Genomic DNA, 10,794 nt, shown 5'->3' on the forward strand with positions numbered 1-10,794 from the left:
GCGCTATCTGCCGGTGCGGGTCAGGTAGCGCTTGTACGAGAAAAAGCCGATCAGCGCCACGGTGATGAAGGCCATCACGCCCATGGCCCACCAGAAGCCGTCTTCCTTGTGGATAAGGGGGATGAACTCGAAGTTCATACCGAAGATCGCGGCAATCAGGTTGAGTGGCAGGAAGATGGCGGTGATGGTGGTGAGCGTGCGCATGATGTCGTTGGCGCGGTTGCTCTGTACCGAAAAATGCATCTGCACGGCCGTCTCGGTGCTTTGTTCGAGCCGGCGCACATGGTGCACCACGCGCTCGATGTGTTCGAGCACATCGCGGCTGCGCACCTTGAGCGCTTCGAGCTCGCGCTGGGCACCGGGGGCCTCCGGCTGAGGCCAGGTCTCCAGCGCGTCCACCCAGTCCTGCACGGCAGCGCGCTGGTCTTCGCAGATTTCGTCGAGCTGGTGCAGGGTCAGCCGCGCCTCCAGCAGCGCCTGCCAGTTGGCAATGCGCTTGCGGGGCGACAGCAGCGCGCTTTGCCACTGGTCCAGGTGGCGCGAGAGCTCACGGCGCAGGTCCAGGTAGTTGTCCACGATGATGTTGACCACGCGCATCATCAGGTCAGCCGGGGACAACGGCAGGCGGATGGGCTGGAGGCCGCCCGGCGTGGGGCTGCTGCCGGGGTTGCGGAAGGCCTTGTCCTCGCGTGCCAGGCGCTCTTGCGTGGCATCCGATATCTGGCCCAGATCGGGCGCCTCGGCAGCCAGCGGCGGCGTTCCGGTCTTGGCAAATTGCAGCAGGCGCCGTGCATAGCCATCACGCACCGTGCAGTCCTCGGGGTGTACCGACAGCAGCACCCGCTCCCACGCGGCAAAGCCCACCGGCGTGGTGCTGATGCGCGGTGCCTCATTGAGGGGTTTGGCCGCGGCGGTGCGCCGCGCCGCTGCCAGCGCAGCGGTGCCCACCTGGGATGGCGTGCTGGCCAGACGGCGTATCACCAGCAGGTCGTATTGCGAGGTGTAGTCATAGTGGGAAGGGAGCTGGGCGTTGAGCAGGTCGGAGACATGCAGGTCGACCAGCGGCGCGCCACTGAGCTTTTGCAGTGCCAGCTGCAGGCTGCCCAGCTGCTCGCTGAAATAGCTGCGGGTGCAGGCCAGCCACAGGAAGCCTTTGGCAGGGAGCTCGAAAGGCACCGAGGCCAGCTCGCTGGTCTCGTTGCCGATGATGTGAAAGATGCGGATGCTGCTGGGTGTACTCACCGGGATTCCTCGGTCGCTTCAGGCGCAGCATGGCAAAAAAAACGGGCCTGTGCAAGCCCGCTCTGGTATTTTTGCTATCAGTTTTTCTCTTTGAGCCAGCGCGCAGCGTCCAGCGAGAAATAGGTCAGGATGCCATCGGCCCCGGCGCGCTTGAAGGCTAGCAGCGATTCCATCATCACCTGGTCATGGTCCAGCCAGCCGTTTTGTGCGGCGGCCTTGAGCATCGCGTATTCGCCGCTGACCTGGTAGGCAAAGGTGGGCACCTTGAACTCGTCCTTGACGCGGCGCACCACATCCAGGTACGGCATGCCGGGCTTGACCATCACCATGTCGGCGCCTTCGGCCAGGTCTTGCGCCACTTCGCGCAGCGCCTCGTCGGTGTTGGCCGGGTCCATCTGGTAGACATTCTTGTCGGCCTTGCCGAGCGCGCCGCGCGTGCCCACCGCATCGCGGAAGGGGCCGTAGAAGGCGCTGGCGTACTTGGCGCTGTAGGCCATGATGCGGGTGTAGATGTGGCCCTGGGATTCAAAGGCATCGCGGATGGCGCCGATGCGGCCATCCATCATGTCGCTGGGGGCGACGATGTCGACACCGGCTTCGGCATGGTTGAGCGCCTGGCCCACGAGGATCTCGACGGTTTCATCATTGAGGATGTAGCCGGTCTCGTCGAGCAGGCCATCCTGGCCGTGGCTGGTGTAGGGATCGAGCGCCACATCGGTCATCACGCCCAGCTGGGGAAATTCTTTCTTCAGCGCGCGCACCACGCGGGGGATCAGACCATCGGGGTTGAGCGCCTCCTTGCCGTCGGGCGTCTTCAGCGCCGTGTCGATCTGGGGGAAGAGAGCCATCACCGGAATGCCCAGCGCCACGCACTGCTCGGCCACCGGCAGCAACAGGTCCAGGCTCAGGCGGTCCACGCCGGGCATCGACAGCACCGGCTCGCGCTTGCCTTGGCCTTCATGCACAAAGACCGGGTAGATGAAGTCGTGCGGGGTGAGCACGTTCTCGCGGACCAGGTTGCGGGTAAAGGCGTCGCGGCGCAGACGGCGCGGACGGTTGTGGGGAAAGGGGGTGGGGCTGGACAGATGCATGCAGCGATTGTGCGCCAGATCGAGGGCAGGCTGCACAGGGCAGCCCCGAGAGACTGCGCCGGGCATGGAGGTTTGCTACCCGGCGGGCCACTGCTTGCGCCAGATCAAGGCCGCGCCGGTGCGCCCGGTGGCCCCCGTTTTTTAGCCGGGGTCCTGTGCAGGGCCATCGGCCGAGCCACTACACTGTGGCGCATGCTCATGCTGTGGATCAAAGCCTTTCATATCGTATTTGTGGCCAGCTGGTTTGCGGGCCTGTTTTACCTGCCCCGGATCTTCGTGAACCTGGCCATGGTGCCGGCCGACTCGCAGGCCGAGCGCGAGCGCCTGCTGCTGATGGCGCGCAAGCTGTTGCGCTTCATGACGATGATTGCCGTGCTGGCGCTGGGCCTGGGCCTGTGGCTGTGGCTGGGCTGGTGGCGCGGGGCCGGGGGCTGGCTGCATGCCAAGCTGTTCTTTGTGCTGCTGGTCGTCGGCTACCACCATGCCTGTGCGGTGCTGCTGCGCAAGATCGCCAATGGCACGGACCGGCATTCGCATGTCTGGTACCGCTGGTTCAACGAGGTGCCGGTCGTGGCCATGGTCATCATCGTGGTGCTGGTGGTGGTCAAACCCTTTTAATCCGCGCACACTTCGGTACCCCACCCCGCACTACGATCGGCGCACCCGGGCCCACGCACCATGCCTGATAGCAGTCCCGTCCCCTCCCACCCGCCGGCGCCTGCCGCGTCCGGCGAACACCGCACCATTGCCTGGCCGCTGGTGCCGGTGTATGTGGCGCTGATCGTCTTTGCCAGCCTTTTCCCGTTTACAGGCTGGCGCACCCAGGGCATCTCGCCGGCAGAATTTTTGCTGGCCCGCATTCCGCCGCCGTACTGGACCTGGTTCGATGTCTGGATCAATGTGGCGGGCTATGCGCCGCTGGGCCTGTTGCTGAGCCTGGGCTGGTGGCGCCATGGCTGGTTCAGGACAGGCTGGTTCTGGGCCCTGTGCGTGGGCAGCCTGCTGTCGCTGTCGATGGAGTTCTTGCAGATTTTTCTGCCGCTGCGGGTCTCCAGCAACATGGACTGGCTGCTCAACAGCATCGGCACCTTGCTCGGGGCCCTGATGGTGCCCTTGCTGGCCTGGATGGGCATTCTGCGGCGCTGGCGCGATGTGCGGGCACGCTGGTTCGACGCTGATGCGCGTGGCGCGATCGTGCTGCTGATGCTGTGGCCTCTGGCGCTGCTGTTCCCGGCTGCGCAGCCCTTTGGCCTCGGGCAGGTGTTTGACCGGCTGGAGATGTGGCTGGTCGACATGCTCGAGAACTCGGCCTTCGAGCACTGGATGCCCAACTTCATGCAGGCCACCGAGCCGCTGTCGCCCATCGGGCAGCTGATGGCCGTGCTGCTGGGCCTGCTGATTCCCTGTTGGCTGGCCTTCAGCGTGATGGGCAGCGTGACGCGTCGCATGATCATGGTGGCGCTGGTGGTGTTGGCCGGGATAGGCTTTTCGGCGCTGTCGTCGTCGCTGAGCTATGGGCCGGCCTATGCCTGGGACTGGCTGGACCAGACCACGCGCCTGGGCATAGCACTGGCGGTGTCGCTGGCGCTGCTGCAAGTGGGATTGCCCCGCCGCTATTGCGTGCTGCTGCTGCTGATGGGGCTGATGATCGATGTCAACCTGCTCAACCAGTCTCCGCCCAACCCCTACTATGCCGATGCCCTGCAGTCCTGGGAGCAGGGGCGCTTCATCCGCTTTTTTGGCCTGGGCCAGTGGCTCAGCTGGCTGTGGCCGTTTGCGGTGATCGCCTATGTGCTGCTGCGCCTGGGCCGGCTGCCTGCGGTGGTGGCGGCCCGCCGGCGCCAGCGGGTGACGGCCAGCCCGCCCGAGCAGCGCTAAACGCAGTAGCCCGTGGCGGTATTGCGGCCCGTGGGCGCCGCGCGGGCGCCAAGCTGCCACAATGGGGGATCGCATTCGAAGAGAGCTTGGCATGAGCGAGCAAAAACCTGGCAACGACGCCCCGTACTACCAGCACCACGTGTTCTTCTGCCTGAATGACCGCGTCAATGGCGAAGACAGCTGTGCCCACCATGGCGCCAAGGAGATGTTTGACCACTGCAAGGCCCGCGTCAAAGCGGAGGGCTTGAGCGGACCGGGCAAGGTGCGGGTCAACAAGGCAGGCTGTCTCGACCGCTGTGCCGGCGGCCCCATCATGGCGGTCTATCCCGAAGGCGTCTGGTACACCTATATCGACAATGACGATATCGACGAAATCGTCGAGTCGCATCTGAAGAATGGCAAGGTGGTCGAACGCCTGCTGACGCCGCCCGACGTGGGCCGCTGAGCGCCTGCCTGTTCTCCTTCGCCTTCACCACCACCGAATTTCCCGCCTAGATACAGGGCGCCGCTGCCGCTGCCGCCGGTGTGCGGCCTGCCATGGAGTTGACCGCAGCATGAACGCGCAAACCGAACGTTTCACCATCACCGGGCCTGCCGGCATTCTGGAAGTGGCCCGCGACCTCGCGGCCGGCGCTGACGGCGTGCAGCGCGGCACGGCCATCATTGCCCACCCCCATCCGCTGTTCGCCGGCACGATGGACAACAAGGTCGTGCAGACCTTGGCGCGCGCCTTTGTCGCCAGCGGCTGGACGGCGCTGCGCTTCAACTTTCGTGGTGTCGGCCAGTCGGCGGGCAGCTATGACGAGGGACGGGGCGAGCGCGATGATTTTCTGGCCGTGGTCGAGCAATTGGCGCCCCAAGGAGCGCTGGCACTGGCGGGCTTCTCGTTCGGCTCTTTTGTGATGAGCCATGCGCTGACGGAACTTTGGTCCAGGCGCCAGATCGACAAGGCGGTGTTCGTCGGCACGGCGGCATCCCGCTTTACCGTGGCGACCTTGCCGCCTGAGGCGCATGAGCGCACCTTGGTGGTGCATGGCGAAGCCGATGACACGGTACCGCTGTCGGCGGTGATGGACTGGGCCCGGCCTCAGATACTACCGGTTACGGTTGTGCCCGGAGGCGGGCATTTTTTCCACGGACAATTGCCGCTTCTCAAAGGCCTGGTCACGCGCCACCTGCTCGCCCCCGCACTGTGACGGTGGTGTAGTATTGCTATTGTTTTTGATAGTCTGCAGCCTGCCATGCTGCGCTGCAGGCACCTGTTTCTAAGAGTTGTACGACATGAAATCGAGCTTGATGCCCACCCTGCGTAACTGGGCTGCAGCAGCGCTGCTGGCGCCCACCCTGGCCTTTGCACAACTGGCTGCGCCCCAGCCGCCCGAGATCGCGGCGCGCAACTACCTGTTGTTCGACGTGACCACCGGCCAGATCCTGGCTTCCAAGGATGTGGATGCGCCGGTCGAGCAGGCGTCGCTGACCAAGCTGATGACGGGTTACGTGGTGTTCGATGCGCTGCGCAACAAGAAGATCAGCCTGGAGCAGACCATGCCGGTGAGCGAGCGCGCCTGGAAGATGCCCGGCTCGCGCATGTTCATCGATCCCAAGATGCAGGTGAAGGTGGACGACCTGCTGCACGGCATGATCGTGCAGTCCGGCAACGACGCGACGATGGCCCTGGCCGAAGCGGTGGGTGGCACCGCCGAGAATTTTGTGCGCCTGATGAACGAGCAGGCCAAGGCGCTGGGCATGACCAACACGGCCTACAAGAACCCCGAAGGGCTGACCGAGCCCGGCCACACGACGACGGCCAAGGACCTGAGCATTCTGGCCAGCCGCCTGATCAAGGACTTCCCCGAGTACATGCACTACTACGCGACCAAGCAGTGGTACTACCCCGGCACACCCAAGTCCAACGGCACCAATCGTAATACTTTGTTGTTCCGTGACCCGACGGTGGACGGCCTGAAGACCGGCCACACCAATGCTGCCGGCTACTGCCTGGTGTCCACGGCCAAGCGCCAGGTGCCCAATGCCGGCGAGCGCCGCCTGATCTCCATCCTGCTCGGTGCCGCCAGCGACAAGGACCGTGCCAACGAAAGCCAGAAGCTGTTGAACTGGGGCTATACCGCTTTCGATACCGTCAAGCTGTTTGACGGCGGCCAGGCCGTGGCCACCCCCAAGGCCTGGAAGGGCGCGCAGGACACCGTCAAGATCGGTAGCGTCACTCCCATCGTCGTGAATGTGCCAGCGGGCACGGGCGGCAAGCTCGACACCCAGGTGGTGAGCCAGGAGCCGCTGATTGCCCCTTTCACCAAGGGCCAGAAGCTGGGTACCCTGAAGGTGATGGCTGGCGGCCAGCAAGTGGCCGAGGTGCCGCTGGTGGCGCTCGATGATGTGGCAGAAGCCGGCATCTTTGGCCGCGCCTGGGACGCCATCCGTCTGTGGATCAAGTAAAGCGGTGCTGATGCCGAGGCTTTAACGCCTGGCAGAGGTCCATTCCTCCCCCTGCAAAGCGTGCCCCTGGCACGCTTTGTGGTTTCCAGGCTTGCAAAAATGAGAGCGGCTCGGGCAGATGGGCCGGCCTTTTTTGCCAGAAAGTAGCGAGATGCAGGCCGCTGTGCGGCGGGCTTGCGCGTAAACCATTTGCTCAATTTGGAGTCAGGTGGTACATTAGAGGGCTTTTCGGAATTTCCGAAGGGGCTGCCGTCTTTGCCTTTGGGGCAAGGGGCTGGCAGCGAATCACGATAAGTTCACGGTAATTTCACGTTTAGGGACGTTTATTAATGCCAACCATTAACCAACTCGTGCGTCAGGGCCGCACGGTAGAAGTTGTTAAATCCAAGAGCCCTGCTATGGAAAACTGCCCCCAGCGCCGCGGCGTGTGCACCCGTGTGTACACCACGACGCCTAAGAAGCCTAACTCGGCTTTGCGTAAGGTGGCCAAGGTTCGTCTGACCAATGGTTTCGAAGTTATTTCGTACATCGGCGGTGAAGGCCACAACCTGCAAGAGCACAGCGTTGTGCTGGTGCGCGGTGGCCGTGTGAAGGACTTGCCAGGTGTGCGTTACCACATCGTGCGCGGTTCGCTTGACCTGCAAGGCGTCAAGGACCGTAAGCAGTCCCGTTCGAAGTACGGTGCCAAGAAGCCTAAGGCCAAGTAAGCACTGGTTTTTTGAACGAATACAAAGGTGCTGTGTCCCGCGTGGCGCGAGATCCAGCGTAGTGACCCCAAGCGCAAGTGTTTTGTGTGGGTCGAGTAAGTGGGAGTCCTTGATTGGCTCTCGCGGTGTCTGAAAAGATGCCAACTGAAGCAAAGATAGAGGTAAAGAAATGCCACGTCGTCGCGAAGTCCCCAAACGTGAAATTCTGCCGGATCCAAAGTTCGGCAATGTAGAGCTGTCCAAATTCATGAACGTGATCATGGAAGGCGGCAAGAAGGCAGTTGCTGAGCGCATCATTTACGGCGCTCTGGAACTGATCGAGAAGAAGCACCCTGACAAAGACCCGCTGGAAGCTTTCGTTGTTGCCATCAACAACGTCAAGCCCATGGTCGAAGTGAAGTCCCGCCGTGTTGGCGGTGCCAACTACCAGGTGCCAGTTGAAGTGCGTCCTGTCCGTCGTCTGGCTCTGTCCATGCGCTGGATCAAGGAAGCTGCTCGCAAGCGCGGTGAAAAGTCCATGGCCCAACGCCTGGCCAACGAACTGCTGGAAGCTACGGAAGGCCGTGGCGGCGCGATGAAGCGCCGTGACGAAGTGCACCGTATGGCCGAAGCCAACAAGGCATTCAGCCACTTCCGCTTCTAAGCTGCGCGAGATCTGTCTCGATATTGCAAAGGCCGCATGCAACAATTTTTGCCTGCGGCCTTGCTCGGATTGAGACTGCCCTCACATCGAAGGCTGATGCCTGCGCAATCCGCCAGTCCGCATCGCCCCACACTTACTGATCAACAAAGGATCAACCATGGCTCGCAAGACCCCCATCGAGCGCTACCGCAATATCGGTATTTCTGCGCACATCGACGCAGGTAAAACCACCACGACCGAACGTATCCTGTTTTACACCGGCGTGACCCACAAGCTGGGCGAAGTGCACGACGGCGCTGCTACCACCGACTGGATGGAGCAAGAGCAAGAGCGTGGCATCACCATCACTTCCGCTGCAGTGACCTGCTTCTGGAAGGGTATGGACATGTCCTACCCAGAACACCGCTTCAACATCATCGACACCCCCGGCCACGTGGACTTCACGATTGAAGTGGAACGTTCCATGCGCGTGCTCGACGGTGCTTGCATGGTGTACTGCGCTGTGGGTGGCGTGCAGCCCCAGTCCGAAACCGTGTGGCGTCAAGCCAACAAGTACAAGGTGCCACGTCTGGCCTTTGTGAACAAGATGGACCGTACCGGTGCCAACTTCTACAAGGTCTACGACCAGATGAAGCTGCGCCTGAAAGCCAACCCTGTGCCCGTGGTAATTCCAATCGGCGCTGAAGACAACTTCAAGGGCGTGGTCGATCTGGTCAAGATGAAGGCCATCATCTGGGACGAAGCATCCCAGGGCATGAAGTTCGAATACGAAGACATCCCTGCAGACCTGGTGGAAACCGCCAACAAGTGGCGTGAAAACCTCGTGGAATCGGCAGCCGAAGCTTCGGAAGACCTGATGAACAAGTACCTGGAAGAAGGTACCTTGTCCGAAGAAGACGTGAAGGCCGGTATCCGCGCCCGCACGTTGTCGACCGAAATCCAGCCTATGCTGTGCGGCACCGCGTTCAAGAACAAGGGTGTGCAGCGCATGCTGGACGCCGTGATCGACTACCTGCCTTCGCCAGTGGACATCCCTGACGTTGCCGGTACCGACCCAGAAGACGAAGAAAAGAAGCTGACCCGCAAGGCAGACGACGGCGAGAAGTTCTCCGCTCTGGCGTTCAAGCTGATGACCGACCCGTTCGTGGGTCAGTTGACCTTCGTGCGTGTGTACTCCGGCGTTCTGTCCAAGGGCGACACCGTGTACAACTCGGTCAAGGGCAAGAAAGAGCGTATCGGCCGTATCGTGCAGATGATGGCGAACGACCGTATCGAAGTGGACGAAATCCGCGCCGGTGACATCGCCGCTTGCGTGGGCCTGAAGGACGTGACCACCGGTGAAACCCTGTGCGACGTGGCTTCGCCCATCGTGCTGGAACGCATGGTGTTCCCAGAGCCCGTGATTGCACAGGCTGTGGAACCCAAGTCGAAGGCCGACCAGGAAAAGATGGGTATCGCTCTGTCGCGTCTGGCTGCAGAAGATCCATCGTTCCGCGTGCGCTCCGACGAAGAATCGGGTCAGACCATCATCGCCGGTATGGGCGAGCTGCACCTGGAAATTATCGTTGACCGCATGAAGCGTGAATTCAACGTGGAAGCCAACGTGGGCAAGCCCCAAGTGGCCTACCGCGAAACGATTCGCCAAAAGGTCGTGGACGTGGACGGCAAGTTCGTTCGCCAGTCCGGCGGTAAGGGCCAGTACGGTCACGTGGTGTTCACGGTTGAGCCGCAAGAGCCAGGCAAGGGCTTCGAGTTCGTCGACGCCATCAAGGGCGGTGTGGTTCCTCGCGAATACATCCCTGCGGTGGAAAAGGGCGTGATCGAAGCGCTGACCTCCGGCGTGCTGGCTGGCTACCCTGTGGTGGACGTCAAAGTGACGCTGACCTTCGGTTCGTACCACGATGTGGACTCGAACGAAATGGCGTTCAAGATGGCCGCTATCTTCGGTTTCAAGGAAGCTGCCCGCAAGGCCAGCCCCGTGATCCTCGAGCCAATGATGGCCGTGGAAGTGGAAACGCCTGAAGACTACGCCGGTACCGTGATGGGTGACTTGTCTTCCCGCCGCGGTATGGTGCAGGGCATGGACGACATGGTGGGTGGCGGCAAGGCCATCAAGGCAGAAGTGCCACTGTCCGAAATGTTCGGCTACGCCACGTCGCTGCGTTCGCAAACGCAAGGCCGTGCTACGTACACGATGGAGTTCAAGCACTACGCTGAAGCCCCACGCAACGTGGCCGAGGCTATTGTCGCTTCCCGCGCAAAGGCCTAAAATATGCGCCCGCGCCTGGCTTGCCAGGTGCGGGCTGCTTTTTGTCTACGACCGGGTGCCGCTTTGTTTCCTGTGCGAAGCGACCCAGCAATTCGGTGTAGACGTTAAACCCAACACAGGTTTTGCTCTTTATTTGGAGAATTCTCATGGCAAAAGGTAAATTCGAACGGACCAAGCCGCACGTGAACGTGGGCACCATTGGTCACGTGGACCACGGCAAGACCACGCTGACGGCTGCTATCGCAACCGTGCTGTCTGCCAAGTTCGGCGGCGAAGCCAAGAAGTACGACGAAATCGACGCTGCTCCTGAAGAAAAGGCACGCGGCATCACCATCAATACCGCACACGTTGAGTACGAAACGGCTAACCGCCACTACGCTCACGTGGACTGCCCTGGCCACGCCGACTATGTGAAGAACATGATCACCGGCGCTGCCCAGATGGACGGCGCTATCCTGGTTTGCTCGGCCGCTGACGGCCCCATGCCCCAGACCCGTGAACACATCCTGC

The 10,794-nt window shown here is 62.0% G+C and carries 11 protein-coding genes; 9 read left to right on the plus strand and 2 right to left on the minus strand.

The features are described 5' to 3' along the window. Positions 1-3 precede the first annotated feature (3 nt). Together ACCQ08_RS08225 and hemB are read right to left on the minus strand one after the other, a co-directional pair. Positions 4-1,248 (minus strand): magnesium transporter CorA family protein, encoded by a 1,245-nt coding sequence (locus ACCQ08_RS08225; RefSeq protein ID WP_373449446.1) that lies wholly within the window; start codon positions 1,246-1,248, stop codon positions 4-6. A gap of 71 nt (positions 1,249-1,319) precedes the next feature. Next, a complete protein-coding gene (gene hemB, locus ACCQ08_RS08230) occupies positions 1,320-2,333 on the minus strand; it encodes a porphobilinogen synthase (protein ID WP_239810305.1) in 1,014 nt (337 codons plus the stop codon). Between the two features lie 198 nt (positions 2,334-2,531). Here hemB and ACCQ08_RS08235 point away from each other — a divergent pair, with 198 nt between their 5' ends. From ACCQ08_RS08235 to ACCQ08_RS08275, 9 genes are all read left to right on the plus strand, one after another. Beyond that, on the plus strand, positions 2,532-2,951 hold the full coding sequence (locus tag ACCQ08_RS08235) for a CopD family protein (protein ID WP_312413735.1): 420 nt from the start codon (positions 2,532-2,534) through the stop codon (positions 2,949-2,951). A gap of 60 nt (positions 2,952-3,011) precedes the next feature. Then, positions 3,012-4,211 (plus strand): VanZ family protein, encoded by a 1,200-nt coding sequence (locus ACCQ08_RS08240; protein WP_312462169.1) that lies wholly within the window; start codon positions 3,012-3,014, stop codon positions 4,209-4,211. Between the two features lie 91 nt (positions 4,212-4,302). Beyond that, a complete protein-coding gene (locus ACCQ08_RS08245; RefSeq protein ID WP_239810308.1) occupies positions 4,303-4,656 on the plus strand; it encodes a ferredoxin in 354 nt (117 codons plus the stop codon). A 109-nt stretch (positions 4,657-4,765) separates the two neighbouring features. Beyond that, positions 4,766-5,407: an alpha/beta hydrolase gene (locus ACCQ08_RS08250; protein WP_239810309.1), complete on the plus strand. Its 642-nt coding sequence runs from the start codon at positions 4,766-4,768 to the stop codon at positions 5,405-5,407. 85 nt (positions 5,408-5,492) lie between these two features. Then, a complete protein-coding gene (locus ACCQ08_RS08255) occupies positions 5,493-6,665 on the plus strand; it encodes a D-alanyl-D-alanine carboxypeptidase family protein (protein ID WP_312413724.1) in 1,173 nt (390 codons plus the stop codon). 329 nt (positions 6,666-6,994) lie between these two features. Continuing rightward, positions 6,995-7,372 (plus strand): 30S ribosomal protein S12, encoded by a 378-nt coding sequence (gene rpsL, locus ACCQ08_RS08260; protein WP_012202325.1) that lies wholly within the window; start codon positions 6,995-6,997, stop codon positions 7,370-7,372. A 169-nt stretch (positions 7,373-7,541) separates the two neighbouring features. Continuing rightward, complete coding sequence (rpsG, locus tag ACCQ08_RS08265; protein WP_021026534.1) at positions 7,542-8,015, plus strand: 30S ribosomal protein S7; 474 nt, start codon at positions 7,542-7,544, stop codon at positions 8,013-8,015. 157 nt (positions 8,016-8,172) lie between these two features. Then, positions 8,173-10,284 (plus strand): elongation factor G, encoded by a 2,112-nt coding sequence (fusA, locus tag ACCQ08_RS08270; protein WP_239810311.1) that lies wholly within the window; start codon positions 8,173-8,175, stop codon positions 10,282-10,284. Between the two features lie 146 nt (positions 10,285-10,430). Continuing rightward, positions 10,431-10,794, plus strand: a 364-nt coding sequence (locus ACCQ08_RS08275; RefSeq protein WP_373449440.1) for a GTP-binding protein, incomplete at its 3' end; no start/stop codon positions are given.

It is taken from the genome of Comamonas sp. SY3, assembly GCF_041730275.1.
Classification (GTDB): Bacteria; Pseudomonadota; Gammaproteobacteria; order Burkholderiales; family Burkholderiaceae_C; genus Comamonas; species Comamonas sediminis.